Annotated in this window: 27 protein-coding genes; 10 read left to right on the forward strand and 17 right to left on the reverse strand. The window is 38.9% G+C overall.

Going from position 1 to position 26,541, the window contains the following annotated elements:
* Positions 1–314 precede the first annotated feature (314 nt).
* The 4 genes from hydN to sugE all read left to right on the forward strand — a co-directional run bounded on the left by hydN (position 315) and on the right by sugE (position 2,037).
* The gene (gene hydN / locus M997_RS03810; protein WP_064718789.1) at positions 315–872 is read left to right on the forward strand and encodes an electron transport protein HydN; all 558 of its coding nucleotides are present in this window, start codon (positions 315–317) and stop codon (positions 870–872) included.
* 72 nt (positions 873–944) lie between these two features.
* Positions 945–1,286 (forward strand): hydrogenase maturation nickel metallochaperone HypA, encoded by a 342-nt coding sequence (gene hypA, locus M997_RS03815; protein ID WP_064718790.1) that lies wholly within the window; start codon positions 945–947, stop codon positions 1,284–1,286.
* An 8-nt stretch (positions 1,287–1,294) separates the two neighbouring features.
* Positions 1,295–1,585, forward strand: coding sequence for a hydrogenase maturation factor HybG (gene hybG, locus M997_RS03820; RefSeq protein ID WP_064718791.1), 291 nt, complete (start codon positions 1,295–1,297; stop codon positions 1,583–1,585).
* A 137-nt stretch (positions 1,586–1,722) separates the two neighbouring features.
* Positions 1,723–2,037, forward strand: a complete 315-nt coding sequence (gene sugE, locus M997_RS03825; protein WP_064718792.1) for a quaternary ammonium compound efflux SMR transporter SugE — start codon at positions 1,723–1,725, stop codon at positions 2,035–2,037.
* A gap of 73 nt (positions 2,038–2,110) precedes the next feature.
* On the opposite strand, the gene frdD is transcribed toward sugE, so the two are convergent.
* The 4 genes from frdD to frdA are packed head-to-tail and all read right to left on the reverse strand — an operon-like array spanning position 2,111 to position 5,419.
* Positions 2,111–2,470 (reverse strand): fumarate reductase subunit FrdD, encoded by a 360-nt coding sequence (frdD, locus tag M997_RS03830; RefSeq protein ID WP_064718793.1) that lies wholly within the window; start codon positions 2,468–2,470, stop codon positions 2,111–2,113.
* 15 nt (positions 2,471–2,485) lie between these two features.
* Entirely contained in the window at positions 2,486–2,878 is a 393-nt protein-coding gene (gene frdC, locus M997_RS03835; RefSeq protein ID WP_064718794.1) for a fumarate reductase subunit FrdC, read from the reverse strand.
* A gap of 14 nt (positions 2,879–2,892) precedes the next feature.
* Positions 2,893–3,630, reverse strand: a complete 738-nt coding sequence (locus M997_RS03840; protein ID WP_064718795.1) for a succinate dehydrogenase/fumarate reductase iron-sulfur subunit — start codon at positions 3,628–3,630, stop codon at positions 2,893–2,895.
* On the reverse strand, positions 3,623–5,419 hold the full coding sequence (gene frdA / locus M997_RS03845; protein WP_064718796.1) for a fumarate reductase (quinol) flavoprotein subunit: 1,797 nt from the start codon (positions 5,417–5,419) through the stop codon (positions 3,623–3,625). The genes M997_RS03840 and frdA overlap by 8 nt, the downstream gene beginning before the upstream one ends.
* A 953-nt stretch (positions 5,420–6,372) precedes the next feature.
* Here frdA and epmA point away from each other — a divergent pair.
* Positions 6,373–7,350, forward strand: coding sequence for an elongation factor P--(R)-beta-lysine ligase (gene epmA, locus M997_RS03850; RefSeq protein ID WP_064718797.1), 978 nt, complete (start codon positions 6,373–6,375; stop codon positions 7,348–7,350).
* 88 nt (positions 7,351–7,438) lie between these two features.
* Here the strand turns inward: epmA and M997_RS03855 are convergent, their stop codons facing one another.
* From M997_RS03855 to glpT, 6 genes are all read right to left on the reverse strand, one after another.
* Positions 7,439–7,837: a hypothetical protein gene (locus M997_RS03855; RefSeq protein ID WP_064718798.1), complete on the reverse strand. Its 399-nt coding sequence runs from the start codon at positions 7,835–7,837 to the stop codon at positions 7,439–7,441.
* Positions 7,837–8,376 (reverse strand): LemA family protein, encoded by a 540-nt coding sequence (locus tag M997_RS03860; RefSeq protein ID WP_064718799.1) that lies wholly within the window; start codon positions 8,374–8,376, stop codon positions 7,837–7,839. Before M997_RS03860 ends, M997_RS03855 begins: the two co-directional genes overlap by 1 nt.
* Before the next feature lie 12 nt (positions 8,377–8,388).
* Positions 8,389–9,456: a hypothetical protein gene (locus M997_RS03865; RefSeq protein WP_109406177.1), complete on the reverse strand. Its 1,068-nt coding sequence runs from the start codon at positions 9,454–9,456 to the stop codon at positions 8,389–8,391.
* Between the two features lie 21 nt (positions 9,457–9,477).
* Positions 9,478–10,035 carry a LemA family protein gene (locus M997_RS03870; protein ID WP_064718801.1) on the reverse strand — a complete coding sequence of 186 codons (558 nt, stop codon included), beginning with the start codon at positions 10,033–10,035 and terminating at the stop codon, positions 9,478–9,480.
* A 204-nt stretch (positions 10,036–10,239) separates the two neighbouring features.
* The gene (gene glpQ / locus M997_RS03875) at positions 10,240–11,316 is read right to left on the reverse strand and encodes a glycerophosphodiester phosphodiesterase (protein WP_064718802.1); all 1,077 of its coding nucleotides are present in this window, start codon (positions 11,314–11,316) and stop codon (positions 10,240–10,242) included.
* Between the two features lie 131 nt (positions 11,317–11,447).
* Positions 11,448–12,800: a glycerol-3-phosphate transporter gene (gene glpT / locus M997_RS03880; RefSeq protein ID WP_064718803.1), complete on the reverse strand. Its 1,353-nt coding sequence runs from the start codon at positions 12,798–12,800 to the stop codon at positions 11,448–11,450.
* Positions 12,801–13,178: 378 nt separating this feature from the next.
* On the opposite strand from glpT, the gene glpA reads away from it, so the two are divergent.
* From glpA to glpC, 3 genes are read left to right on the forward strand one after another with little or no spacing between them, the layout of a single operon-like run.
* Positions 13,179–14,837 carry an anaerobic glycerol-3-phosphate dehydrogenase subunit A gene (glpA, locus tag M997_RS03885; protein WP_192876389.1) on the forward strand — a complete coding sequence of 553 codons (1,659 nt, stop codon included), beginning with the start codon at positions 13,179–13,181 and terminating at the stop codon, positions 14,835–14,837.
* Positions 14,827–16,134, forward strand: coding sequence for a glycerol-3-phosphate dehydrogenase subunit GlpB (gene glpB / locus M997_RS03890; RefSeq protein ID WP_064718804.1), 1,308 nt, complete (start codon positions 14,827–14,829; stop codon positions 16,132–16,134). Before glpA ends, glpB begins: the two co-directional genes overlap by 11 nt.
* Entirely contained in the window at positions 16,131–17,324 is a 1,194-nt protein-coding gene (gene glpC / locus M997_RS03895; RefSeq protein WP_064718805.1) for an anaerobic glycerol-3-phosphate dehydrogenase subunit GlpC, read from the forward strand. Before glpB ends, glpC begins: the two co-directional genes overlap by 4 nt.
* A 221-nt stretch (positions 17,325–17,545) precedes the next feature.
* Here the strand turns inward: glpC and M997_RS03900 are convergent, their stop codons facing one another.
* The 3 genes from M997_RS03900 to M997_RS03910 all read right to left on the reverse strand — a co-directional run bounded on the left by M997_RS03900 (position 17,546) and on the right by M997_RS03910 (position 20,902).
* The gene (locus M997_RS03900; protein ID WP_064718806.1) at positions 17,546–18,691 is read right to left on the reverse strand and encodes a phosphoenolpyruvate-utilizing N-terminal domain-containing protein; all 1,146 of its coding nucleotides are present in this window, start codon (positions 18,689–18,691) and stop codon (positions 17,546–17,548) included.
* A 63-nt stretch (positions 18,692–18,754) separates the two neighbouring features.
* A complete protein-coding gene (locus tag M997_RS03905) occupies positions 18,755–19,858 on the reverse strand; it encodes a glycerol dehydrogenase (RefSeq protein WP_064718807.1) in 1,104 nt (367 codons plus the stop codon).
* A 369-nt stretch (positions 19,859–20,227) separates the two neighbouring features.
* On the reverse strand, positions 20,228–20,902 hold the full coding sequence (locus tag M997_RS03910; RefSeq protein ID WP_064718808.1) for a 7-cyano-7-deazaguanine/7-aminomethyl-7-deazaguanine transporter: 675 nt from the start codon (positions 20,900–20,902) through the stop codon (positions 20,228–20,230).
* Positions 20,903–21,110: 208 nt separating this feature from the next.
* Between M997_RS03910 and tusA the strand changes: the two genes are divergently transcribed.
* Complete coding sequence (gene tusA, locus M997_RS03915) at positions 21,111–21,365, forward strand: sulfurtransferase TusA (RefSeq protein WP_064718809.1); 255 nt, start codon at positions 21,111–21,113, stop codon at positions 21,363–21,365.
* 98 nt (positions 21,366–21,463) lie between these two features.
* On the opposite strand, the gene M997_RS03920 is transcribed toward tusA, so the two are convergent.
* Together M997_RS03920 and M997_RS03925 are read right to left on the reverse strand one after the other, a co-directional pair.
* Positions 21,464–23,839 (reverse strand): zinc/cadmium/mercury/lead-transporting ATPase, encoded by a 2,376-nt coding sequence (locus M997_RS03920; RefSeq protein ID WP_064718810.1) that lies wholly within the window; start codon positions 23,837–23,839, stop codon positions 21,464–21,466.
* A gap of 175 nt (positions 23,840–24,014) precedes the next feature.
* Positions 24,015–24,641, reverse strand: a complete 627-nt coding sequence (locus M997_RS03925; protein ID WP_064718811.1) for a lysoplasmalogenase — start codon at positions 24,639–24,641, stop codon at positions 24,015–24,017.
* A gap of 148 nt (positions 24,642–24,789) precedes the next feature.
* Between M997_RS03925 and M997_RS03930 the strand changes: the two genes are divergently transcribed.
* Positions 24,790–25,173: a DUF2500 family protein gene (locus tag M997_RS03930; protein WP_064718812.1), complete on the forward strand. Its 384-nt coding sequence runs from the start codon at positions 24,790–24,792 to the stop codon at positions 25,171–25,173.
* 73 nt (positions 25,174–25,246) lie between these two features.
* On the opposite strand, the gene M997_RS03935 is transcribed toward M997_RS03930, so the two are convergent.
* On the reverse strand, positions 25,247–25,546 hold the full coding sequence (locus M997_RS03935; protein ID WP_064718813.1) for a DUF1145 family protein: 300 nt from the start codon (positions 25,544–25,546) through the stop codon (positions 25,247–25,249).
* 17 nt (positions 25,547–25,563) lie between these two features.
* On the reverse strand, positions 25,564–26,148 hold the full coding sequence (gene rsmD / locus M997_RS03940) for a 16S rRNA (guanine(966)-N(2))-methyltransferase (RefSeq protein ID WP_064718814.1): 585 nt from the start codon (positions 26,146–26,148) through the stop codon (positions 25,564–25,566).
* Positions 26,149–26,541 lie beyond the last annotated feature (393 nt).

Genomic DNA, 26,541 nt, shown 5'->3' on the forward strand with positions numbered 1-26,541 from the left:
GTACGCTATTTTCGTGTTTGCGATCAATAGTGAACATTTAAATTTATCAATTCGATATATAATTATTTATATAGCCAGTTATTATATCGTCAAAATTGTCGAGTAATTTGACGAAGTGACTAAATGATAATTAATAATCATTTTTATTTGTGAATTATTTAATTGAAAAATAAGGAATAGTTAGTTCGTAAATATATTGGCATGAACAATGCTAGATTAAGTGCATAGATATCATAATTATTATTCTTAATTAGATAATTAAATACGTTTATCGCCATATATAACGACCATATAACAGATAGCAGGAGAATATGATGAACCGTTTCATCATTGCAGACCCTAAAAAATGCATTGGTTGCCACACTTGTGAAGTTGCTTGTGTTGTGTCGCATCAACAAGCTGAACAAGATAATTTAGCCATTGAGCAAATCACTGAGCAAAATTTTCAACCACGTATTCATGTTGTAAAAGGGTTCACTATTAGTACCGCCGTTGTTTGTCATCAATGTGAAGACGCCCCTTGTGCCAATGTTTGTCCTAATGGCGCGATTATTCATAATAAAGATTATTATTATGTGGATCAGGAAAAATGCATTGGGTGTAAAACCTGTGTGATTGCTTGTCCTTACGGTACTATGGAAGTGGTATCTCGCCCTGTCATGCGTAAATTAACTGCCCTTAATACAATTGATTCCTTTAAAGCAGAAGCAAATAAATGTGATTTGTGTCATCACCGAGAAGAAGGTCCTGCATGCGTTGAGGTATGTCCTACTCATGCGTTAGTGTGTATCGATAGAGATGCGCTTGAAGATATGGTGAAAGAACGCCGCCGTCGTGCCGCTTTTGAAAGTGGTGCTGATTTATTGTTCTAAGATCAATAATAGGGCAACTATGTACTGATACTATAGTTGCTATTATTTATCTGGCATCAATAAGGTACTGACATGCATGAAATAACACTTTGCCAAAGCGCATTTGAAATTATCGATTCACAAGCAAAACAAAATAATGCGCAAAAGATAAAAAGTGTGTGGATGGAGATTAGCGCACTTTCATGTATTGAAGTGAGTGCGCTTGAATTTTGTTTTGATATTGTTTGCCGAGACACTCTCGCTCAAGGATGCGAGCTCCATATCGACATCATTCCTGCTAAAGCATGGTGTTGGGATTGTCATCAGGTTGTTACTGTCTCTGAATTTAACGCAGGATGTCCTTCTTGTGGCAGCCAAAATTTGCGTGTTGAAAATGATGATGCAATGCGTATTAAGCAAATAGAGATCGAATAGGGGTTGTTATGTGTCTTGGTATTCCGGGTCAAGTTGTTGAAGTAGGAAAAACAATCACTGAAAACGCAATGGTCGATGTTTGTGGCGTTAAACGAGAAGTCAATATTGCTCTAGTTTGTGAGGGCGAGCCGTCGTCCATGATTGGAAAATGGGTGTTGGTGCATGTAGGCTTTGCCATGAGTATCGTCAATGAAGAAGAAGCCAAAGAAACACTTGATGCGTTGATGGCAATGGGTGAAGTTGAAGACGATGTTTCTGCTTTTCTTTATGGTGAAGAGGGCGCGCCTAAACAAGTTTGAATAAATTTCAAGCTATTGCATGCTTTATTACTTTTTCTTATAATTCTATCTCATTTCTCTGAAGCTGGGACGACCCAGCTTTCTGTTGTTTATTCAGGGGACGACCCCAAATATGTTGTATATAAAAGGGGTAATTTATGTCCTGGGCAATTCTATTTGTTGCTGGTTTACTTGAGATAGTTTGGGCTGTTGGCTTGAAATACACTCATGGATTTACGCGACTAACACCAAGCATTATTACGATAACGGCCATGATTGTGAGCATGGGAATGCTATCTTATGCCATGAAAGGCTTACCTGCGGGCACGGCTTATGCGATTTGGACTGGTATAGGGGCTGTTGGTACTGCGATTTTTGGTATTTTGGTCTTTGGTGAATCTGCCAATATTTATCGTTTGCTGAGTTTAGCGATGATAATTTTTGGTATTATTGGTTTGAAATTAGCCAGTTAATTATAGCAAATATATTTATAAAAAAAGCCACTCAATCGAGTGGCTTTTTAATTTATTATCAATTACTTATCAATTACAGTGTGAAGACACCGATAATTGCGATAACGCTGATAATTGCTGCACCACCATAGAATACCCATTTGCTTGCGGGGACATGCACTTTAAAATCGTGCAGTGTATGGTGAATACGGTGCAGTGCACACCAGACCGGTAAAATTATCATCAGCAGTAAGAAAATACGGCCAATAAAACTTTGGCTAAATGCCATGATACGGTCATAAGTAAATGCTTCTGGCGCAATACCCATTGGAATTAAAATGGCAAGCAGGATAATAACGGCAGGAGAGACAATTGCACTCCACATACCACCTGCACCAAATAATCCCCAGAAAATAGGTTCATCAGAGCGCTTAGGAAGTTGATTCTGATTCATTACTTTCCTCCTGGGTTAAATCAGCGCTACTGCCAGAATAACGGCAGTAACAACGATAGTGAGACCCCATAAACCACGAACGATAGGTTCTTGTGGCATTTTTTCATCTTTTACTACGATGACAACGGCTTTAGGCGCGAGTTTAAACCAAGTCGCCGTGTGGAAAAGCGTTGCTACTAAGGTCACTATATTAATAATAAAGACGATTGGGTTACTCAGGAATGTAACAAATCCTGCCCAACTTTCAGGTCCATTTTTCAGTGCAAATACACCGAACAGTACAACCAGACTGAACCAAAGTTGTGGAAGGCAAGTACCTTCACGGGTGATATAGAAACGATAGAATCCCAGTTTCGTCCACCAGCTTGGCTGCATACCACGAACATAAGGCTTACGTTTTGTTGTCATGTCTTGTTTCCTCCTTAACGTGGTTTCAGCATTGCAATGACAAAGTCTTGCGCACTGGCTGCTTTACCCTGCTGAATAGCAGCAGCAGGATCCACATGTTTTGGACAGACTTCAGAACAGTAGCCAACAAAGGTACAAGACCAGACACCGTTCTCACCATTTAACTGAGGCATACGTTCTTTTGCCCCATGGTCGCGACTATCTGTATTGTAACGTTGTGCCAAAGTAATCGCTGCTGGGCCAATAAACTCAGGGTTTAAACCAAACTGAGGACAGGCTGCATAGCAAAGGCCGCAGTTAATACAACCAGAGAACTGGTGGTATTTTGCCATTTGCGCAGGTGTCTGTTTATTAGGACCTTCTGAAGGCTTACGATCATTACCTAAAATGTAAGGTTTGATCGCTTCTAAGCTCTCAATAAAGTGAGTCATATCAACAACAAGGTCACGTTCCACTGGGAAGTTACCAAGTGCTTCAATTCTTACACCATCTGGGTATTCACGAACGAACGTTTTACACGCCAGTTTAGGTACCTTGTTGACCATCATGCCGCAAGAGCCACAAATCGCCATACGGCAAGACCAACGGTAAGAAAGATCAGGCGCTAAATTGTCTTTAATATAACCCAATGCATCCAGTAATGAGGTTTGCTCATCATAAGGGACATCATAAGTGACGAAATATGGCGCATCGTCAACTTCAGGGTTATAGCGCATGACTTCCATTTTAATGTGCTTCATGTCATCAGCCATTCGCTTTCTCCTTGTTCTGCTTGTCTTGTGCAGTAGCCTCACCACCATACACACGTTTCGCAGGGGCGGATTTAGTGATCTTCACATCGCTATATTCTAAGCGAGGTGCACCTTCTGGGTTATAGAACGCCAGAGTATGTTTTAGGAAGTTCACATCATCACGCTCGGTACAACCTTCGTCTAAACGTTGGTGTGCACCACGGGATTCTTTACGATTGATTGCTGAGTGAGCCATACATTCAGCGACATCTAAACCAAAGCCAAGCTCGATTTTGTAAAGTAAATCAGTATTAAAGACGCTACTGGTGTCTTTAATTTCAACATGTTTGAAACGTTCTTTTAATTCAGCCAGTTTATCAACGGTTTTTTGCATCAATTCTGGTGTACGGTAAATACCGCAACCTTCTTCCATTGACTCACCCATTTCATCGCGAATTTGTGACCAGCTTTCAGTCCCTTTTTGGTTCATCAGCTTTTTAAGGTTTTCTTCGATGTCACGAGTTTGTGCATCAAGTGCTGATGCATTTGCTGGTGTTGCTTCTTGAGCACAACGTACGGCTTCTTCACCCGCAAGGCGACCAAATACAACCAGTTCAGCCAGTGAGTTAGAACCTAAACGGTTAGCACCGTGTAAACCAACAGATGAACATTCACCTACGGCAAACAGGCCTTTAATACGCGTTTCTGTACGTTGGTTGGTTTCGATACCACCCATAGTGTAGTGCGCAGTAGGACGAACAGGGATTGGTTCGTTAACTGGATCAACACCGACATAAGCTTTTGCTAGCTCACAGATAAATGGCAGACGCTCGTGCAGTTTTTTCGCACCTAAATGACGTAAGTCCAAATGAACAACATCACCACGGTGAGTTTTAATGGTACGGCCTGCGCGCCACTCATGCCAGAATGCTTGAGAAACTTTATCGCGTGGACCTAATTCCATATATTTGTTTTCTGGTTTACCTAATGGTGTTTCTGGGCCTAGGCCGTAGTCTTGCAGATAGCGATAGCCATCTTTATTAACCAGAATACCACCTTCACCACGACAACCTTCAGTCATCAGGATACCCGAGCCAGGTAAGCCTGTTGGGTGATATTGAACGAATTCCATATCACGCAGTGGAACGCCATGACGTAAAGCAATCCCCATACCATCACCCGTTACAATACCGCCATTGGTATTGAAACGATAAACACGTCCTGCACCACCTGTTGCCATAATGATTGAATTAGCACGAATTTGAACTTTCGTCCCTTCCATCATATTAATAGCAACAACGCCACGTGCATGACCTTCATCGACGAGAATATCGAGAACAAAGTGTTCATCAAAACGTTGAATTTGTGGATATTTTAAAGACGTTTGGAAGAGAGTATGTAGCATGTGGAAGCCGGTTTTATCGGCTGCGAACCAAGTCCGTTCGATTTTCATCCCACCAAAACGTCGGACGTTAACTGACCCGTCTTCTTTACGGCTCCAAGGACAGCCCCAGAGTTCTAGTTGAGTCATCTCTGTTGGACAATGCTCAACGAAGTAATCAACGACATCCTGTTCACACAACCAGTCACCGCCAGAAACGGTATCATTGAAGTGGAAGTCATAGGAGTCGTGAGCCTGAGTCACTGCTGCTGATCCGCCTTCTGCAGCCACGGTATGGCTACGCATTGGGTATACTTTTGAGATCAGAGCAATTTTCAGTTGAGGATTCGCTTCCGCTGCAGCTATTGCTGCTCGTAAGCCTGCGCCCCCGGCTCCGATTATCGCTATATCGGCATTAAAGGTTTGCACTGCGCTTCTCCATTGTTCAAGTGAAAATTGGAATAATTGTCTAGAATTCAATTCACTGACATTATTAATTAGTAATGCTATTTTTTTAAGCTATCCGTAACTAAATTGTTTCACTGCCTTGTGACTACGCTTGATAACATCTTTATTATCATTGACTGTAATTTTAGTATAACGAAATGTTGGGCACCGAAATTTGATATGAATGATGGTTTTCCCGTATTTCGCAAAAAAAGTGTGATCCACACCAAGAATTCTGGGTTTAGATAATAAGACGCCAGATAAACTTGAAGATAAAATAAAATATATTTTTCTAAAATGAAAAAATTAATTGTAATGAAAAATCTGTTTTTAAAGTATAGATAAGTTTAATTGTAATTGACAATGTTTTTTTATTATTAATTGATTTTAAAGAAGAAATATTTTTACTTAATTGATGCTTAATATAATAAAATAAAAAATTAGGCTTAAAGTTAAAATAAATTTTTTACGATTTATCTAAAACAAATCGATTTGTCTTGTTAATTGTTAATAAAATATTAATAATATTTCTTAATTTTTATAGTACCAATCCAAATGTGTCATTTTAAATATTAAATTAAGTTTAAAGGCGAGAGAAAAATATCTATTTAAATATAAGAATAGTGTTAGTTTTTTGTTATCCGTAATTGAGAAAAAGAATTATTACAATTTACTTCAGCCATAAATAATATAATAAATGAGTAGATAATTGGGCATCTAAACGCGCTGTTTTTGCTAAATTTATCGAGTAGCCCTACGAAAAAGTAGATGTTTTGTAGAGTTACATTTATTTATCTTATGTGTTTCTGCGTATTTGCTTCTTTAGTTTATGACCTGCTATAAAAGATCAGCGACCCCTTTTGGGGGAGAAATTTGTCTGTTGGATCAGATGCGAGTAAACTGCTCGCTTCATTTTCTTTTGGAGTTTTCTGTTCATGAGTGAAATAGCGGATTGGCAGCCAAGCGCCTCAATCGCCAATTTACTGAAAAAGGCAAAAATAGTCAGTAATATCAGGCGTTTTTTTGCTGATCGTGGTGTGTTAGAAGTTGAAACACCAATGATGAGTCAGGCTACCGTTACCGATATTCATCTTTTCCCCTTTGAAACTACCTTTGTCGGCCCCGGTGCGTCTCAGGGGTTAAAGCTTTATTTGATGACAAGCCCTGAATATCATATGAAACGTTTGCTTGCTGCAAATAGTGGTCCTATTTACCAAATGGGGCGTTGCTTCCGTAACGAGGAAGCCGGTAGATATCACAATCCGGAATTTACGATGCTAGAGTGGTATCGTCCTTGTTTTGATATGTACCGGTTAATAAATGAAGTTGATGATTTGTTACAGGAAGTATTAGATTGCGAGGCCTCTGAATCGCTTTCTTATCAACAAGCTTTTTTACGTTATCTTGATATCGACCCATTATCTGCGGATAAAGAAAAACTACGTGAAGTGGCGGCAAAATTAGATTTATCAAATATTGCCGATACAGAAGAAGATAAAGATACGTTACTTCAACTTCTCTTTGTTTCTGGGGTTGAACCTCATATTGGCCTTGAGAAACCGACTTTTATTTATCATTTCCCTGCATCGCAAGCTTCATTAGCTGAAATCAGCTCTGAAGATCATCGAGTTGCAGAGCGTTTTGAGGTCTATTTCAAAGGTGTCGAACTTGCTAATGGGTTCCGTGAACTGACAGACGCACAAGAACAGCGCCATCGTTTTGAGCGTGATAATCGTAAGCGTGTTGCAATGGGGCTACCTGAGCAGCCTATCGATGAACGTTTTTTAGCTGCCCTTAAAGCAGGTCTGCCAGAATGTTCTGGTGTTGCGTTGGGAGTAGATCGCTTAATTATGTTGGCGTTAGGTGTGGAGCACTTAAGTGATGTCATTGCTTTTCCGGTCTACCGCGCATAAAGTGAGTCGAGCTATTTTATGAACGGCTAACCCAGAGAATAACTTTGTTCTCTGGGTATTACATAACAAATCGTTGGCAATATAAAATTTATTTTTTCTTTTTTTTAGCTTCAAGCTCTTGTGCTTTTTCTTTAATTTGAGAAAACTTATTCCCAGTAACCTCTTTTATATATTTAAAATTAACAAACCAAAAAATTAAGCTAGAGAATAAAATTACCCACCAAACAAGTAATAATTTTATTGATGAATTAACACCAAGCACTAAATGTAAACTAATTAAAATCATTAGACTAATAAAGATAGAGCTAAATAACGCACCGGTTACTTGCATCGTGTATTTTTTTAATGGTGTTATGCTCATTAGCGGCAAAATGATAAAAAGTGAAAAAAGAACACCAAAAGTCGCAAACATAATAATGCTTACGGCAGCGTCAAAACTGAGGATCCAGTCAGTTAAACCGAAAAGTGAAAAGGGAATGGTTAACATTAGTCTATCTCCCTATTAGGGTAAAATAGCGGAATATCTTGAAACTTAAAAACAAAAGCAAACAATAGATTAGGAAATATATGTATTTCAGTATTATAGAGAGTGGCTGATTGATTAAAAAACTCACGCCGATCTGCAATACAATCTTCTAATGCTTTTGCTTGGCACTGTAATGTCATTAAGGTTTTACCACTTATTAACTCAGGATAACGTTCTGCAATTAATATCGACTGTTTTAGTTGTGGGAAAAGTGTATTAGCAGAATCTATTTTTGTATTTAACGATGTCGCATTAATATAGTTGTTTCGACTTGTAGCCAGTGATTCAAAAATACTTTTTTCATGTTCCATTGCTTTTTGTGCAATAACAGTCAGCATTGGTAAGAGATCAACTTGTTTCTTTAGTAGAACATCGATATTTGCAAATGCCTTATAGCAATTGTTTTTTAGCATCACCATATTATTATAAATAGTCACTAACTGACGGATTAAAAAATAAACCAGTGTGAGTATAAATATAATAAAAATAAGCCATTCCATAGTGTTAGTTACCTAAAATGAGATATTGTTAAAATAGAAGGTTAACAAGCCATCTCTATAATCTATTGGGGTGATGATAATAGTGGCAATAACCAGTAGCGCGATAACAACGGTTATTGATAAATTACGACGGAAAGGGCGCGCGTTATTCCAACGAGTAACATAGTCTGAGGGAGATAAACCTAACAGATAATGAGGAGGTTTGCAGGTGATAACAACCTTACCATTAATAGATTCAGCATTGCCTATTAGAAGATAATCAGTATTAGGTTCAATCAAATACTCTTTATAGCGTTTATTTCCTGCTTCAAAATCTTTATGCGGTTCGATACCCAAATGAATAAAAGGGTTATCAGCGGCTAAAACCTCAATAGAGCCGGTATCGTCGGTCATCGTAAAGTTATTTATTTTATTCTCGTTATGGGTTTGGTGGTAACTTTTTTTACCTTCTTTATCTTTAGAAACATTATATTCATAATAAAAATATCCATAGCACGCTTTGTTGCCTAAACAGCTTTTTAGCGTTTCACCTGCGGTAATTTTTCCTTCGATTTCAACCAATCCAATAGCAACAGAACGAATTTTTGATGTAGCGAGAATTTTTTGAAATCGTAGAAAGCGCTTTTCAGGTGTTCTTTTCATAAATTGGTAAACGAACATTAAAACGAAACTTAAAAAGAACAATCGTTGATCAATAAAAAAGCCGAAGGTTAAACACAGTAGTAATAAACTAATAAATACTGTGTTGATAAGCGCTGTAAATTTAGACTCGCCATCATTTTGTAATTGGTGATAGTTTTTAACCGCTTTTTCGCCAATATTAGTGATATGAAGTGAGATAACATGGGCAAAAAGTAAAATAACCGCAAATGCAATATAGGAAATAATATGAATGCTGGAAGAACTTCCAATAGGATAAAAATTATTATCTCGAGAAAAGAAGATATAGTTTCCAGCCATAAATGCGATTCCCAAGAACGGAATAATAATCAGGCTGCCTTTCTTTTTTTTGGTACTTCTTGAGCGTAAAAAATAAATTAATGCACCCACAGCACAACCAATAAAAAAATAGCTGATCACAATCATCTATCCTTAATGATGTTATTTAAACTTAATGCCTTCAAATTTCATTTCTTCTTTGGGGATTTCAAGTAATTGCATTGGCTCAAAGTGAAAGAAATTAGCAATAATGCTGTCAGGAAAGAGCTCTATCGCAGTATTATAATTGGTCGTGGCATCATTAAAGCCTTCTCGACGTTGAGCAATTTTATTTTCTACTTCACTTAGTGCGATTTGAATTTGTGTTAATTGCTCACCCGAAATTAGTGTTGGATAATTTTCAGCTATCGCAATAATACTACGTAATGCATTATCCATTTCATTGGATGCACTCACTTTTTCATTAATATTTTTGGCTCGGAAATAGTTTTGTCGCGCATCACTTAATGAAAGAAATAATCCTTTTTCATGTTCCATTGCTTTTTCAGCAACGGTGATCAATTGTGGAATTTGGTCTACTCGTTGTTTGAGTATTACATCGATATTGGCAAATTGATTATTTACCTGATTACGCGTCGTAATAAGACGGTTATAAATTGAGATACCCCAGCCAATAATAATGATTGCCAGAATAACCAATACAATTAAGGTTATTGTCATCGTGATCCCTTTCCTTTATAGAAAATAAATAAAATAGTAGCGATAGCGTAGTGAGAATGGCACTCGCGGGTTAATGGTAAAACATCATTATTTTTATTTTAAACAATAATAGAGGATAAATTAGACAAAAATAAAGCAATATACAATCAGAATGGGCGCAAAGATCCTACCCCTTATAAAAAGGAGTAGGATAAAAAGGAAATTTTATTTCTGGGATTGTTTTTGTAAGAACTTCACACCTAAATCAGGGAAATCAGTAAATACACCTTCTGCCCCCGCTTGGTTATAGATGATGTCATAAAGCTGATCACCATCTTTGGCATATTTAGGGAGTTTATCGATACGAACAGTAAATGGATGAATCGTTAATTTATTAGCATGAGCATCCGCCGCCATACCGGTTAAGGTGATTTTATCTGGCGTTGAGCTGTCTTCGACTAACATATGATAATCAGGGCCAATACCATCAGCGTATTTTGCGACTTCTTTCATTGCACCGGGTTTAAACATCCACTCATAGCTGTAGTTAGTCCATGTGCCATCAGGTTGTTTCTCGTAGGTTTCGTTCCAATCAGTATAGGCAATAAGTTGAACAAGTTTTAAGTCCATACCCATTTTAGGCATTAACTCTGTTTTGATACGTTTTAAATCGTTTGCATCAAAAGATTGTAAATAGACATTATCGCTCTTTTGGGTATAGCCATACTCTTTAAGCACTTCGAGTACTTTTGTGGTGATATCTTTTCCTTCTTGCTCATGGAACCACGGCGCTTTAATTTCAGGATAAATACCAATATCTTGGCCAGTAGATTTGTTTAGGCCTTGAATAAACTCAATTTCTTCTTGGAAAGTATGTACACGAAAATCGGATTTACCCATAGGGAAACGATTTGGATAACTTTGGACTTTTTTACCGTCAACAATGTCGAAGCCTTCAGTAAATTTCAATCCTTTAATTTCTTCAAGTGTAAAGTCGATAGCATAATAGCGACCATCTTTTCTTGCGCGATCAGGGTAACGTTCAGCAACATCAGTAACACGGTCTAGATAGTGATCATGTAAGACGACCAGTTCGTTATCTTTTGTCATGACTAAATCTTGTTCGAGATAGTCAGCACCTTGAGCATAGGCTAACGCTTTAGCGGGTAGTGTATGCTCAGGTAAATAACCACTCGCACCACGGTGAGCGATAACCACTTTATCACTTGCTGCTTGTGCGATAGCACTTAAAGATAGAGTTAAAAGAATGCCTGCAACTACGGGTTTTAAAGATGTACTCATAAAGCTGCTCCATTTTAATTCTAGGTACAGTGAGGTTATGTACAGTTGATAATAAAAAAGCCACATCTGACAGCAGATGTGGCTTAGTTTTAACGATGAGATGTATTGAATGTCATCATTGTCATTTGTGATTATTCGTACTTCTGAAGCATTTCGCGTTTGTGTTTGGTTTCTGTAACCATCACGACAAGTAATAATACGACAGACAGTGCGCTACCGCCGATCATGACCATAAAGCCGCCATCCCAGCCGAAGTAGTCAACGGTGTAACCTACGACAGCACTTGCCGCAACAGAACCACCTAAGTAGCCAAATAGCCCCGTAAAGCCTGCTGCTGTACCTGCTGCTTTCTTCGGTGCAAGCTCAAGAGCATGCAAACCGATTAACATAACAGGGCCGTAGATTAAGAAACCGATAATCAACATACATGCCATATCAATATTTGGGTTACCTGCTGGGTTCATCCAGAATACGATAGTGGCGATAGTAACTAAGGTCATGAAGAATACACCCGTCGCACCACGGTTGCCTCGGAATACTTTATCCGACATCCAACCACACAATAATGTGCCCGGAATACCTGCGTATTCGTATAAGAAGTAAGCCCATGATGATTTATCCATTGCGAAGTGTTTTACTTCACGCAGATAAGTTGGTGACCAGTCAAGAACACCGTAACGCAGTAAGTAAACGAACACGTTAGCGATAGCAATCATCCACAGAAGTTTGTTAGGGAAAACATACTTCATGAAGATTTCTTTTGCAGTCAGTTCTTGTTCGTCAGTTTCTTTATAATCTGGTGGGTAGTCGTTTTTATACTCTTCGATAGACGGTAAACCACAAGATTGCGGGGTATCGCGCATTAATGCGAATGCAATCATTGCCACTAAAATAGCAGCTATAGCTGGCATATATAATGCCGCTTTCCAGTCGTTAAACCATGCCATACCTAATAAGAACAGTAATGGAGGTAAACCACCGCCGACATTATGCGCACAGTTCCAGATAGAAACGATACCGCCACGCTCTTTCTGTGACCACCAGTGAACCATGGTACGTCCACAAGGAGGCCAACCCATACCTTGGAACCAACCACAAAGGAACAACAGAACGAACATAACCATAATGCTCGAAGTTGCCCACGGCACGAAGCCCATAAATAGCATGACTAATGATGCTAAAATAAGACCTGCGGGTAAGAAGTAACGAGGGTTAGCTCGGTCAGAAAACGACCCCATAATAAATTTGGAGAAGCCATAAGCAATGGAGATACCTGATAAAGCGAAACCCAGATCTCCTTTAGAGAATCCTTGTTCTACGAGGTAAGGCATTGCTAATGCAAAGTTTTTTCTTACTAAGTAATAAGCAGCGTAACCAAAGAAAATCCCCATAAAGATCTGCCAACGTAAACGACGATAGACAGGATCTATCTGCTCTTTTGGCAAACGCGCAGTATGTGGCGCAGGTCTAAACAGACTTAACATATTAGCCTCCGATGGCTTTATTTTAATATGTTGACATTAAATAATGACAAAACGAACAGCGAAGTTATCAAAAAATTTTCTTTAACGAACTTAATAGTAAACTTATACAATCAAATTTACTGTGAGGTATTGCTCAGTTGTCGAAAAAATTTTCAAGATGGATGATTTTGAGTGATATGTTAACTTTATGAAATAGATTTTGTTAAATTATTTGTGATTAGTATCACACTTGTGGTTTTAATTTTTCCCTCGTGAGCGTTTCTCTTTCGTTTTTGCTCATTATCAAACATTAACCACATTTTTTGTGTATCTTATACACTATAATTAACGTTAAAGAATAATTAGCGTTTGCTGAATGCAATGTGAGAGGGCATCTTTATGATGAGCGGTTCACCAGTAACAGAAACTGATGTCATTATTATAGGTGGTGGCGCTACAGGCGCAGGCATGGCAAGAGACTGTGCTCGCCGTGGATTACGCTGTATCCTACTGGAAAGACACGATATCGCAACCGGTGCAACCGGTCGAAACCACGGGTTGTTACACAGCGGAGCGCGTTATGCTGTGACTGATCCTGAATCTGCACGAGAGTGCATAGAAGAAAACATGATTTTAAAACGGGTTGCTCGTCACTGCGTTGAAAAAACGGATGGCCTGTTTATCACTTTACCTGAAGATTCATTAGAATTTCAGCAAACCTTTATTCAATCTTGCCAAGCGGCAGGGATTGATGCTCAAGCGATTTCACCCGAAGAAGCTATTCGTTTAGAGCCATCAGTAAATCCCAACTTGATTGGTGCAGTTCGTGTTCCTGATGGCACTGTTGACCCATTTCGTTTAACGGCCGCTAATATGCTTGATGCCCGTGAACACGGCGCTAAAGTACTGACTTATCATGAAGTCATGGGGCTTATTCGTGAAGGTGATCGAGTTAAAGGTGTACGCGTTTACGATCATCAAGCAAAAAATATGTATGAAATCCGTGCTCAAATAGTCGCTAATGCTGGCGGGATTTGGGGACAAAAAATCGCAGAATATGGTGATTTAAAAGTGCGCATGTTTCCTGCAAAAGGGGCGCTGTTAATTTTAGGTCATCGTATCAACAATATGGTGATCAACCGTTGTCGTAAGCCTGCTGATGCCGACATTTTAGTTCCTGGTGACACGATTTCATTAATCGGTACAACATCAACCCGTGTGCCTTATGATCAAATCGACAATATGTATGTGACGCCAGAAGAAGTCGATATTTTGATCCGTGAAGGTTCAATGTTAGCACCTAAATTAGCGCAAACACGTATTTTACGTGCTTACGCGGGTGTTCGACCTTTAGTGGCGAGCGATGATGATCCATCTGGTCGTAATGTTAGTCGCGGTATTGTATTACTTGACCACGCTAAGCGTGATGGTTTAGAAGGGTTTATCACTATTACAGGTGGTAAATTAATGACTTACCGCTTAATGGCTGAATGGGCAACAGATAAAATCTGTGAGAAGTTAAACATTTCAGCAAAATGTACTACTGCTGAAGAAGCATTGCCGGGTTCTCGCCAATCCGCAGAACAAGCGTTGCGTAGTGTGGTTTCTTTACCTGCACCTATTCGCGGCTCAGCGGTATATCGTCACGGTGATTTAGCTAACAAATTACTTAGTAGCGAACGTATCGATAAAAGTTTGGTTTGTGAATGTGAAGCGGTCACCGCAGGTGAAGTACGTTATGCTGTTAATTCTTTAACCGTCAATAATTTACTTGATCTTCGTCGTCGTACCCGTGTGGGTATGGGAACCTGCCAAGGTGAACTTTGTGCTTGCCGTGCTGCGGGATTACTTAATCGTTTACAAGTTACTACCCCTCATCAATCAGAGCAACAACTGGCACATTTCTTAAATGAGCGCTGGAAAGGCATTCGACCAATTGCTTGGGGAAATGCCTTGCGTGAAAGTGAATTTACTAGTTGGGTATATCAAGGATTATGCGGTTTAGATGCCGATATGATTGAAAGTACAGTGTCAGCGGAGGCAGATGATGAAATTTGATGTAGTGATTATAGGAAGTGGACTTGCTGGGCTAACTGCGGGCATTCGTCTTGCTGAGGCAGGTAAATCTTGCGCCATTATTAGTAATGGACAAAGCGCGCTGCATTTCTCATCTGGTTCACTTGATTTATTAACTCATCTTCCTGATGGTACCGAAGTCACACAACCGAAAAAAGCATTAGCAGCGCTTGCGCAACTAGCACCAAAACACCCTTATAGTCGTATGGGTGAATCCAATGTTGTGACCTTTATTGAACAAGCTCAAGCATTATTATCTAGCACTCATGGCCTTGCTTACCAAGGTAATGGTGATGAAAACCATTATCGCATTACGCCAGTAGGGCGCTCAAGAATGAGCTGGTTAAGTCCAGCCCGCGTACCGACACATGGTGTTACTCAGCCATTAGCATGGAAAAAAGTTGCTGTTGTTGGTATTGAAGGCTTTTTAGATTTCCAACCACAATTCGCTAGCAGCACGTTAAATGAGCAAGGTATTGAAGCTATCCCTTATCATATTCATTTGCCGTTATTAGACACATTACGCGATAACCCAAGTGAATTTAGAGCAGTTAATATTGCGCGTTATTTAGATAAACCTGAAAATACAAAACTATTGGCACAAGAGCTAATTAAGCAGATTGATGAGCACGTTGAAGCCATTATTTTACCAGCGTGTATTGGACTAGATGCTGAAGAACCCGTAAATTTATTACAAGAACTAGTCGGTAAACCTATTAGCTTATTACCCACTCTGCCACCTTCACTATTAGGTATTCGCTTACATCAAGCGTTAAAACTGCGTTTTCAAAAAGCAGGTGGCTTAATTATGCCGGGTGATCGTGCTCAAGAAGTGGATTTAGTCGGCAACAAAGTTGTGGGAATTCATACTCGTAACCACACCGATATTCCTATCCGTAGTGATCATATTGTGTTGGCGACAGGTAGTTTCTTTAATAATGGTTTGATCGCGGAATTTGACCGTGTTTATGAGCCATTAATGGAACTGGATATGCTAGAAACATTACCTCGTAATGAATGGACGCAGGTTAATGTTTTTGCAAAACAACCTTATATGCGATTTGGTGTTGATACTGACAGTCAATTAAGACCGATAAAATATGGTGAAGTTCTCGATAATGTCTATGCTGTTGGTGCAGTGTTAGGTGGGTTTGATCCATTAAATGAAGGTTGTGGCGCCGGTGTTTCGATGATTAGCGCGCTGTATGCAGCACAACAAATTTTACAGCAGGATAAGACAGAACAGACCACATCTGCGGTTGTGGAGGCAGCACTATGAGTTTACACGATACCAGTTTCGAAAGTTGCATCAAATGTACGGTTTGCACCACCTATTGCCCGGTTGCAAAAGTTAATCCACTTTATCCAGGCCCAAAACAAGCAGGCCCAGATGGTGAGCGTTTACGCTTAAAAGATCCAATGCTTTATGATGAAGCATTAAAATATTGTACCAATTGTAAACGCTGTGAAGTGGCGTGTCCTTCTGATGTGAAAATTGGCGATATCATTTCACGTGCGAAGCTGAACTATAATCCTAAAAAGCCTAAGCTGCGTGATGCTATTTTAAGTCACACCGATTTAATGGGGACACTTTCAACGCCATTAGCGCCGATAGTTAATACCATTACAGGGCTAAAACCCGTTCGCCATATCTTGGATAAGGCACTTAAAATAGACCATCGTCGTGAATTACCAAAATATTCATTTGGTACATTCAGAACATGGATGAAAAAACAAGTAAAAGAACAAGAACGCTTTAAAGAACAAGTCGCTTTTTTTCATGGTTGTTACGCAAATTACAACCACCCTCAATTAGGGAAAGACTTGGTTAAGGTGTTTAATAAAATGGAGATTGGGGTTCAGTTATTAAAACGCGAAAAATGTTGTGGTGTTGCGTTAATCGCTAATGGTTTTGTTAAACAAGCGAAAAAACAAGCGACAGTAAATTTAGAGTCATTAACTGAGAAAATTGTTGAAAACAATATTCCGGTTGTCGCTACTTCTTCAACTTGTACATTTACTATTCGTGATGAATATGAGCATATCCTTGATATTGATACCTCAAAGGTACGCGAAAATATTGAGCTGGCAACGCGTTACATTTATCGCTTATTAGAACAAGGTCGTGAGTTACCGTTAAAAAATACGCCGTTAAAAGTGGTCTATCATACGCCTTGTCATATGGAGAAAATGGGTTGGACAGCCTATTCCATTGATTTAATCAAACGTATTCCGGGTGTTGAAGTCATTGTATTAGATTCTCAATGCTGTGGTATCGCAGGAACCTATGGTTTTAAATCTGAAAATTACGATGTCGCTCAAGGTATTGGTGCGGGGTTATTTCGTCAAATCGAAGAAAGTGGTTGTGATTTAGTTATAACAGACTGCGAAACCTGTAAATGGCAAATTGAGATGTCTACCACGAAAAAATGTGAGCACCCGATTAGTTTACTAGCAAGAGCACTATAAAGAACGCCGATTATATAATAATAAAGTTGTTGATTACGAAGGTAACAAGCTACTGGGAATAAAAGAGGATCTTTTATTCCCTTTTTTATTATTTTAATAAATAGACTTATAAATAATATATTGAGATAGAATTATTGATAGTAAATAAAAAATGTTGTTATTAATTATTAAATTAACAGCTAGCTACTTTTAATAACTAGCTATTTTAATAGTCAGTTATTTTAATGAGAAATATAACTATTCTGATATAGCCACATATTCTGTATTTTTTTGAGTGTAATATTTTGCCCATTGGTAAGTGTAAGTGCTGATTTTCCAGCGCCATTAATAATAGGAATATCTAATGCGTTGGCTAATAAGGTGGTGTTCGATAATGGGTTTCCGTGGCTTAATAAAATACCTTTAATTCGATTGGGTTCTAATGTCATTAATGTTGATGGGTGGAGTTGTTTAGTGACTAAAATTACATTTGGATACGGGGGCTGAGTTAAAGGCGGTGGGGACGAGGTTAAATAGCGTAACATGCGGGAGAGAATATCATCTAAATCACTTTCACGTGCACGCATATTATCATCATCCATTTGTGCGTAAGTATCTATTAAATCGATGAAAGTTTGTTGTAATGCAAACTCGGCGTTACAGTGATATTTGTTGATCATGCTGCAAACTGTGAGCTGTAACTCTGTATTTTCAAGTAAAAAACGATGGCTCGAAAAAATATGTGTGTATTGCTCACCTAATTTTCTATGTACCTCTTCCGTTAGCCAATCAATATCTCTTTTAGATTGTTCTATTACGTTAATAAGACGTTTTTGTTCTTCTAGTAATAGATGTGGATAAAGTTTTTTTCTTGGGATAACAAAACGATTATAGGGATAAAGCCAAACAGGTGCAGTAATTGATCTCACGGGTTCATAGTTGGTGTTTTTAGGGAAAATAGTGAAGTCTGGTATGTTTTCGCCTAATAGTAGTTTTTTTACTGAAATGGTTTTGTGCGCTTCTCTTTTGGCTTCTTCAAGAGAGGCCCCTAAAGAGATACTACTTGCCGCAGCAAGGGTTCCTTCAACTATCGGTGCTGAACATAACGAAACGTGTGCGGCGATATCATATTCAAGGTTAGCTATCGCAAGGGCTGCATTATGTGCTGAATGATAAGTATCGAGTAAAACAAGGACACCATCATCGTTGTAGGCTTCTTTTATGGCGTACAATATGGTTTCAGGCGTGACCTCGTTAACAAGATCTGAAGGTGTTTGATAGTTTGTCGCAACAGTTAAATTAACTTGATGTTCTACCGTTTGATTAACGAGTTCTTTGATACCATTTGCGAGTGTAAGACTCTTTGAAACTAATACGATACTGACCATAAAGCCCCTTTGTATTGTAAGCATAAATAGGGAGGACTAAACTCCCTATTTACTCAGACTTTTTTAATAAAGCCATTCCCGTCCTAGTTGGTCTGCGGTAAGAATAGCGGCATAAACTTTATCTGAATCAATATCAAATGGCATATTATAAATAGTTTCACCTTCAGCACAGCTCAGTTCTGCAACAGCCATGATCTTTTCATTAAGTTCATCACCGATAGCAGTAACACCAAGTTCTTCGAGTGTGACGGGTAAACCTACTAATATGCAGAAATCGAGAAATTCTTCTAACTCTTCAAGTGGACTATTTTCTAATACCAATTGTACTAATGTACCAAAGGCAACTTTTTCGCCATGATACATTGAATGACACTCTTCAAGAGCAGTAAATCCATTATGAATTGCATGAGCCGCCGCTAAACCTGCACTTTCAAAACCAATACCACTTAAAAATGTATTGGCTTCGATAATATTTTCTACTGCGGTTGTGCAAACACCTCGGCTAACAGCCAGTTTGGCTTTATAACCATCCTCAAGCAATGTGTTGTAGCAAAGCTCTGCGAGCGCTAATGCCGCTAATGTTGATTTTCCACCCGCCATTGTCTGTTTTTGAGCCTGACTACAAGCTCTTGCTTCAAAGTAAGTCGCTAACGCATCGCCCATACCTGCCACCAGCAAACGCGCAGGTGCTGCTGCAATAATGTTTGTATCCATAACAACAACGTCAGGATTGGTTGGGTAAAGCAGATAACTATCAAAAGCACCTAACTCAGTGTAGATAACAGACAGTGCGCTGGTGGGGGCATCTGTTGATGCAATAGTGGGGGAGATAACAACAGGAGTATGGCATTTAAACGCGACTGCTTTAGCGGTATCAAGAGTTTTACCGCCGCCAACACCAATGATTACTTGAGATGCTTGGCTTTTTGCTAATTCAACTAACCGATTTATTTCGTTGTGTGTGCATTCACCATTAAACAGTTCAAAATGCCCGTTTACCTCATATTGAGACATACTGTCTTTTACGGTACTACCAACGAGATCCATGACAAATTTATCAGCAATAATTAATGCTCTATCGCCGAAGGGTTTAGTGTATTTACCTATATGGTACAGCGCATCGGGGCCTTGGATATATTTTGCTGGAGATTGAATAACTTTTAACATAATAGACTCCTACTATTCGTAAAAGAGAGTAAAAAATCCTTATGGTGGGAATTGTCATCCCAGTAAACGTCATTAAGAGAAGATAATTTAGGAATACAGTATCAGTTTAATCACCGAATAAAATATTTCATTGAAAATAATTAATAATATTTATATTAACACAAGCCAAAAAGTGCATTGCTATATTTAAACAATAAATTAGAAGCTGCTTAACTTATCATGCGATTAATTATGAAATAAAACATTTTCTACCGATAAGAAGACAAAATAAATAACAATATCGGAGTAAAGCTTCATAAAGTTGAGTTATGAAGCTTTATTGGGGAATAATGACATTGATATCATTATTATTTTGCGAGATAGGACAGATTATGAGCTGATTTCAGCATAATCTTGCTTTTGTTTTTCTTGAGAGAAAAAATAACGCAAAAGGAAATTAAGCAATACACCATAAGCAGGCAAGAAAAAGAGCATGCAAATCGTAAGCTTAAAGACATAGTCAACTAATGCAATTTCAATCCAATTAGCGGCCATAAAAGCATCAGTACTGCGATAAAAAGCGATAAAGAAAAATGCGAGCGTGTCGAGCAAATTACCAAAAAACATTGCGGCACTTGGCGCTACCCACCATTTTTGTTGTTGTCTTAAACGGTTAAATACCGAGACATCCATAATCTGGCCTAATACATACGCCATAAAGCTTGCTGTCGCAATTCTTGCTACCATTAAATTAAAGTCACCTAATGAGGCAAAACCTTGCCAACTTCCTTGAAAGAAGAGGGTAGAAATAAGATAAGAAATGGCTAATGCAGGCAGCATAACAGCAGTGATAATACGCCGAGCAAGTGGTGCACCATAAATACGAACCGTTAAATCTGTAGCCAGAAAAATAAACGGAAATGTAAATGCGCCCCAAGTGGTATGGAAGCCAAAAATGGAGATAGGTAATTGCACTAGATAATTACTAGAGGTAATTATCAAGATGTGAAACAAAGAAAGCCATAGCAGTGCCACCGCTTTTTGGCGGGGAGTAAACAAATACATAAATTGTACCTTTTTAGAGATTGGGGTGAGGGAACCCAATAAGACATTCATTATCCACTCTCAATGGAGTGGGAGCGCATAATACGCCCGTTGCGCAACAAAAGCAAAGTTTACGGCAAAATGTCTTTGTCGTAATGCATCGTGATGTCAGCGTTAAAGCGCGATATAATAACGCTATCTGTAAGTGAAAGAACAAATGGTTAATAGAATGAATGCCCAATTTGATGATGCAACGAAAACTCTCGATACGTTGGGATTACGCTGTCCTGAACCGGTGATGTTAGTGCGTAAAACCATAAGAAATATGGCGTTAGGTGAGACATTATTAGTTATCGCTGACGATCCTGCTACTGTGCGTGATATCCCAGGTTTTTGCCGTTTTATGGAGCATGATTTATTAAATCAAGAAATTGAATCAGCGCCTTACCGTTATCTTATTCGTAAAAAAGACAGTGGTTTATAGGTGTTACGATGCTTTTTGAGTAACAATGAAGATAAAAAATAACCCAACCCCTAATAATCTTTAAGGGTTGGGTTTTGCTTTTATTTTTTAAATCTCATTTAGTTTTGAGATGATGATTTTAATTTAACGTTTAATAATCTCACCGCATTGGCAGTAACTAACGCTGTTGCACCTGAATCCGCTAATACTGCCACCCAAAGCCCCGTTATTCCTAATAAACTGGTCACTAAGAACACCGCTTTTAATCCAAGTGCGATAGTGATGTTTTCACGAATAATTTTGCGGGTTGCGCGAGATAACTGAATAATTTCTGGTAATCCAGTTAAGCGGTTGTGGGTTAATGCTGCATCTGCTGTTTCAAGTGCTACATCGGTGCCGCTTCCCATCGCTACACCAATGGTTGCCGCTTTCATTGCTGGAGCATCATTAATTCCGTCACCCACCATCATGGTGTTGTGTGTTTTACTGATTTCCATTACTGCCGTGACTTTATCTTCTGGCAGTAATCCAGCGCGGAAATCCATCCCCAGTTTTTGTGCAATTGCGGCTGCGGCTCTTGGATTATCACCTGTTAACATCACCGCATTGATATTCATCGATTTCAATAACTTCATTGATTCAATAGCATCGCTACGCAAGGTGTCTTGCATGGCAATCGCGCCAATGAGCTGATCATCTTTTAATACCACGACTACTGTTTTGCCTTCATCTTCAAGGCGTGCAATCTCTTGTTGCCATTGTGATGAAAGAGATGCTTCTTTCAACTGTGAAGGCGCGCTGACTAAAATGTGTTGGTTGTTTAAATAGCCTTCAATCCCTTTACCGGCTAAGGCCTTACGATTTTCAGCTTCAACTACAACTACCCCATTTTCTTGAGCTTTATTGATAATAGCTTTTGCTAATGGGTGATGAGAACCGACTTCAACTGAAGATGCTAAAGTGAGCAGCTGTTTTTTATCAAAACCATTTTCAGCTATAACATCTGTGACTTGTGGTTTCCCTTCAGTTAATGTTCCCGTTTTATCTAAGGCGATAGTATTTACCGTGCCTAATTGCTCTAGTGCTGCTCCACCTTTGATTAATGCGCCTCGCTTTGTAGCAGCTGCTAAAGCGGAGGTAATCGCCGCTGGGGTTGAAATAACTAACGCACAAGGACAACCGATTAGTAATAAGGTTAATCCGCGATAAACCCATGTTTCCCAAGGCTGAGCAAATAATAGTGGCGGTACAACAATGACTAATGCTGCAAACAACATGATAAGAGGCGTGTAGTAACGGCTAAAACGGTCGATAAAGCGCTCGATAGGCGCTCTGCGTTCTTCAGCTTCTTCAATCAGTTGTAAAATACGGTCAATGGCATTTTGTCCTTGTTCAGATACCACTTTCATCTGCACTGAACGATCAACCGATAAACAGCCTGCGGCGACTTTTTCACCTTGTAAGCGTTCAACAGGTACTGATTCACCGGTTAATGCGCTTTCATCAAAACTAGCAAAAGCACTGACTAACTCAGCATCGGTAGGTAAACGTGAGCCAGGGGCAATTTCGATAATATCGCCAGGGCGTAATTTAGAGACTGAAACGGTTTGTTTTTTGCCATCTTTAACCAAAATAGCTTCTTCGGGTACTAATGCCATTAACGCACTAACACCACGACGAGCGCGACCTGCGGCGTAAGATTCAAGCATTTCACCAATCATAAACAGCAAAATAACCATTGCTGCTTCTTCAGTCGCATTAATAAAGAGTGCACCAATTGCTGCGACACTCATTAATGTTTCAATAGCAAACGGTGTACCACTGCGAATAAGCTGTAGAGACTTTTTCACAATGGGGAATAAACCAATCAAGGTTGTAGTAATAAAGGCAACACGGCCAGCTTGAGGATCAATAAATTCCACACCCCAGCTTATTGCCATTAACAAAGCTAAAATAATAACGAATGAGCTTTCTTTCAGTAGACTTTGTTTTGGTGCGCTTTTAGCGTTGGGTGAGGTGAGATCAAATAACTCAAACCCAGCACTTTTGATAGCCGCGATGACTTGTGGTCGTAAATCACTGTCTGCATCAACGACCAGTTTTTCTGTAGCAAAAAGGACTTTAGCTTGTTTGACTCCCATAACTTTAAGCGCTGCAGTTTCAATTTTCTGAGCGCAGCTTGGGCAATCCATACCTTGTACTTTCCAACTAAAACGCTGTTGTCCTATTTTTTCTGGCTCTGTATTTGAAACAGGGGCATTGATATCACAGCGACCATCAGAATGGTTATGTCCATCATGACTATGGTCGTGGTTATGCTCGTGACCTTGGTGCTCATCCTCGCATTCGGGATCGCTTTTATCGATTTTGGCATGGGAATGCGCACTTTCAGTATGTGAGTGTGCACTATTCTCAGAAGTACCAGAGCAATGAGAATTTGAGCAGCAAGCGTCAGTATGTTTATGGTTATCGTGTTGATGAGCGTGTTTAGTCATAACTGGCTCTCCTTGTTCAACGAGAAGTAAAGTCTAATGATTTAGGAGCACTTTACAGCTTGGAGTAGAGTCCAGAGTCAAGACTAATACGGTGAATAAATTGGCAAAAAGTGCTAATTTTGTCGATAAATTATTCCCTTTGTTTCTCTTGTTACCAGAAACAAAGGGAAATGAATTAAAGAAATAGCGCTCTAACAATAAAGAAGTGACCAATGAAATAACAGGCGCTTACTAAGCCTTTAGAGGCAGAGAAAGAGAAGCGAAAACGGTTAATCAACCAAACGGAGTAAGCAACCACTAACAAAAACGAACCTATCATTATGGATAAGTTGTAGTCGTTACTTAAGAAGAAGAATTTTTCACCCGCAACCCAAAACATGGCTAAGGCAGCTAATAAGGTCAATGTGGCAGGAATAGCCAGTTTATCGAGTTTAGTCCAAACTATTGCTAATATCACGATAGCAAAAATAATGACAAATCCGAGTAAAGGAAGATAAAACGAAATCTGTAACGGTATTGCAAAACTAACAAGATAAAGAATATAACTTAGGAAAACCAGTGCGATGGACGGTAGTAAATACTTACCTTCAAACATTCTCAATAAATCAGAAAGTAGCGTGGCGAGTAATGCACCAACGATAAGATAGCTGTTAATAGAGTGTTCAGGTACTTGCCATGCCCAAAGTAATAAAAGTAGTAATGTGATAGGACGGAATAACCAACGTTGCCAATTAGGGCCTCGATATGCAGCGTCGATATAAAGCCATCCTGAGAATAATACGGCGAGAAAAGGCCAACTCATAATATCTTCCTTATATTCAGAACTGTTTTATTATTCATAACAGAAAGCATTATTTAAGAATAGCGATTAATGACGAAACTGGTTAATCAATTAAAATAATATAAAGGCTCAGCGCATTTACCCAATGCAGACCATAGGAATTAATGTAATGAATAAAGCTGGAATGATAGGTATTGCGGTATTGATCATTATTATTGCATCAGCAACATATCGTTTTCTTGAACAAAGAAAGCAACGAATGAGTGATGATAATGCTCCCGTAAAGCTTTATATGGTGGAAGTTGTTAAGAAGCAAACACTTCCGGCAAATGATCGCCGCTCAAGAGAAAATGATGTTAATGGCCCTGAAACGGTTTATTACTATCAGGTAACGTTTCGTTTAACGACAGATTCTCGTAACGATTTAATTTTACGTGTAGATAAAGCCACTTATGACAATATCGAGCCTGAAATGAAAGGACGTTTATTTATGCAAGGAAGCCGTTTTGTGCAATTTGAAACAGATATGCCTGACGAAAATAGTGAAAAGTAACGGCTAGTATAGAGCGATTGGTTATTTTTGGGGTAAATCTCGACGATTAATACCCCAGAAAATAACAATATTGTTATGACGGTTTATGTTTATTTTTTTGTTTGTCTTCGTATTCTTGGCGTAGCTGTTTTTGTATTTTTAGTAGTTCAAAGATACCAAAAAAGAAAATTCGACATTGTAATGCTGCCGAGGGTTTTTGATCTTTTGGCTGGCCCGCTTTATACATGACAATTTGTAGTCCGTGCATTATCACCATAAAAATTAAAGCGATATCCATAAAATATTTTAGTGGCTTAGGAAATGGGGAAACAATATTTAAAAATAGAAAACCCCAAACGCCGACCATTAAAAATCGGCCAAAAAAGATTAACATAACAGCTCCATAAAAAATTAAGCAGATAAACTACGAATATAAAGGCGATATGCGACTTGCCCTGCGATCTTTTCTCGATGTAATGTCCAATGAGTTGGAAGAGTATAAGTATTTGCTTTTATCTCTTCTTCTACATAAATATAGCAATCTTCAGCTAACCAGCCGTTATTTTCTAATAACTGAATAGTTTCTGACAACATACCTTTATGAAACGGGGGATCAAGAAAGACAACATTATAAGCGGTACCTTGTTTAGCAAGCCAAGATAATGCGCTGTCTTGGATAACCTTGCCATTTTCAGCATTTAATAGTGCGAGATTAGCCGTTATTTGTTGAGCAACATTGCGTTCATATTCGATAAAAGTTGTTTCTTTGGCGTAACGAGAAAGTGCTTCTATGCCTAATCCACCACTGCCAGCAAAACAGTCAAGACAACGTGCGTCTTGAATAACTGGCATTAGCCAATTAAAGAGAGTTTCTTTAACTCTGTCTGTTGTGGGTCGTAGCCCTTGGCTATCAAGAACAGGAAGTTTACGACCACGCCATTTACCCCCGATTATTCTGATTTGTCCCATCGGTGATTTTTGCGGTTTTTTGACCATATTTTTCTGATTTATATAATTTAAATGTATCTTTAGGGATGTGTTATTGAATAGGGAATGTGTTGTTGCAGATATATTGGCAACACCCCTTAATTTAATCCGCAATAATTTACCATAAAATTCGTATAAAAGATGCGTTTATCCATGATCAAATGATAGACTTCATTATTATTTTCAATATCGTCAATGTATCGCGCCATGATTTAGTGCGAGGAGTTTAGTAGCTAATGGCAAAAGAAAAAAAAGGTTTTTTCTCGTGGCTCGGGTTTGGGCGTAGTAAAGAAGAGAATATTGAGCAAGAGAAAGAAGAACAACAACGTTTGGCGCAAGAAGAAGCACAGCGGCAAGTACGAGAAGCGGCACAAGCCGAAGAACAACAACGCCAAGCACAAG

Source organism: Proteus hauseri ATCC 700826 (assembly GCF_001654965.1).
GTDB classification, from domain to species: Bacteria; Pseudomonadota; Gammaproteobacteria; order Enterobacterales; family Enterobacteriaceae; genus Proteus; species Proteus hauseri.

Bases quoted from the DNA above. Each gene is read 5' to 3' on its own strand.
- sugE (WP_064718792.1), top strand. From the start codon at position 1,723: ATGTCCTGGGCAATTCTATTTGTTGCTGGTTTACTTGAGATAGTTTGG.
- glpQ (WP_064718802.1), bottom strand. From the start codon at position 11,316: ATGAGTACATCTTTAAAACCCGTAGTTGCAGGCATTCTTTTAACTCTA.
- tusA (WP_064718809.1), top strand. From the start codon at position 21,111: ATGAATGCCCAATTTGATGATGCAACGAAAACTCTCGATACGTTGGGA.
- epmA (WP_064718797.1), top strand. From the start codon at position 6,373: ATGAGTGAAATAGCGGATTGGCAGCCAAGCGCCTCAATCGCCAATTTA.
- frdD (WP_064718793.1), bottom strand. From the start codon at position 2,470: ATGAATCAGAATCAACTTCCTAAGCGCTCTGATGAACCTATTTTCTGG.
- hydN (WP_064718789.1), top strand. From the start codon at position 315: ATGAACCGTTTCATCATTGCAGACCCTAAAAAATGCATTGGTTGCCAC.
- M997_RS03855 (WP_064718798.1), bottom strand. From the start codon at position 7,837: ATGTTAACCATTCCCTTTTCACTTTTCGGTTTAACTGACTGGATCCTC.
- M997_RS03920 (WP_064718810.1), bottom strand. From the start codon at position 23,839: ATGACTAAACACGCTCATCAACACGATAACCATAAACATACTGACGCT.
- glpA (WP_192876389.1), top strand. From the start codon at position 13,179: ATGATGAGCGGTTCACCAGTAACAGAAACTGATGTCATTATTATAGGT.
- M997_RS03925 (WP_064718811.1), bottom strand. From the start codon at position 24,641: ATGAGTTGGCCTTTTCTCGCCGTATTATTCTCAGGATGGCTTTATATC.
- glpT (WP_064718803.1), bottom strand. From the start codon at position 12,800: ATGTTAAGTCTGTTTAGACCTGCGCCACATACTGCGCGTTTGCCAAAA.
- frdC (WP_064718794.1), bottom strand. From the start codon at position 2,878: ATGACAACAAAACGTAAGCCTTATGTTCGTGGTATGCAGCCAAGCTGG.
- hybG (WP_064718791.1), top strand. From the start codon at position 1,295: ATGTGTCTTGGTATTCCGGGTCAAGTTGTTGAAGTAGGAAAAACAATC.
- M997_RS03840 (WP_064718795.1), bottom strand. From the start codon at position 3,630: ATGGCTGATGACATGAAGCACATTAAAATGGAAGTCATGCGCTATAAC.
- glpC (WP_064718805.1), top strand. From the start codon at position 16,131: ATGAGTTTACACGATACCAGTTTCGAAAGTTGCATCAAATGTACGGTT.
- hypA (WP_064718790.1), top strand. From the start codon at position 945: ATGCATGAAATAACACTTTGCCAAAGCGCATTTGAAATTATCGATTCA.
- glpB (WP_064718804.1), top strand. From the start codon at position 14,827: ATGAAATTTGATGTAGTGATTATAGGAAGTGGACTTGCTGGGCTAACT.
- M997_RS03870 (WP_064718801.1), bottom strand. From the start codon at position 10,035: ATGACAATAACCTTAATTGTATTGGTTATTCTGGCAATCATTATTATT.
- M997_RS03905 (WP_064718807.1), bottom strand. From the start codon at position 19,858: ATGTTAAAAGTTATTCAATCTCCAGCAAAATATATCCAAGGCCCCGAT.
- M997_RS03860 (WP_064718799.1), bottom strand. From the start codon at position 8,376: ATGGAATGGCTTATTTTTATTATATTTATACTCACACTGGTTTATTTT.
- M997_RS03935 (WP_064718813.1), bottom strand. From the start codon at position 25,546: ATGTTAATCTTTTTTGGCCGATTTTTAATGGTCGGCGTTTGGGGTTTT.
- M997_RS03930 (WP_064718812.1), top strand. From the start codon at position 24,790: ATGAATAAAGCTGGAATGATAGGTATTGCGGTATTGATCATTATTATT.
- M997_RS03910 (WP_064718808.1), bottom strand. From the start codon at position 20,902: ATGTATTTGTTTACTCCCCGCCAAAAAGCGGTGGCACTGCTATGGCTT.
- M997_RS03900 (WP_064718806.1), bottom strand. From the start codon at position 18,691: ATGGTCAGTATCGTATTAGTTTCAAAGAGTCTTACACTCGCAAATGGT.
- rsmD (WP_064718814.1), bottom strand. From the start codon at position 26,148: ATGGTCAAAAAACCGCAAAAATCACCGATGGGACAAATCAGAATAATC.